Source organism: Labrys sp. WJW (assembly GCF_001676615.1).
GTDB classification, from domain to species: Bacteria; Pseudomonadota; Alphaproteobacteria; order Rhizobiales; family Labraceae; genus Labrys; species Labrys sedimenti.
In genome coordinates this window covers 1-326 of sequence record NZ_LYXZ01000133.1, presented here as the reverse complement: position 1 = coordinate 326, position 326 = coordinate 1, and the positions used below count along the sequence as shown (strand labels likewise).

1 protein-coding gene is annotated in these 326 nt (G+C 61.3%); it reads left to right on the top strand.

The annotated features are described in order from the left end of the window. On the top strand, positions 1–326 hold a 326-nt coding region (locus BA190_RS34955), incomplete at its 3' end, for a GTP-binding protein (protein WP_202908584.1).

The window sequence follows — 326 nt, the reverse complement described above, 5'->3', positions numbered from 1 at the left end:
ATGGCCAAAGAGAAATTTGAACGCAACAAGCCGCACTGCAACATCGGCACGATTGGTCACGTTGACCATGGCAAGACGTCGCTGACGGCGGCGATCACGAAGGTGCTTGCCGAGACGGGCGGTGCGACGTTCACGGCGTATGACCAGATCGACAAGGCTCCGGAAGAGAAGGCTCGCGGCATCACGATCTCGACGGCGCACGTCGAGTACGAGACGAAGAACCGTCACTATGCCCACGTCGACTGCCCCGGCCACGCCGACTATGTGAAGAACATGATCACGGGTGCGGCGCAGATGGACGGCGCGATCCTGGTCGTGTCGGCGGC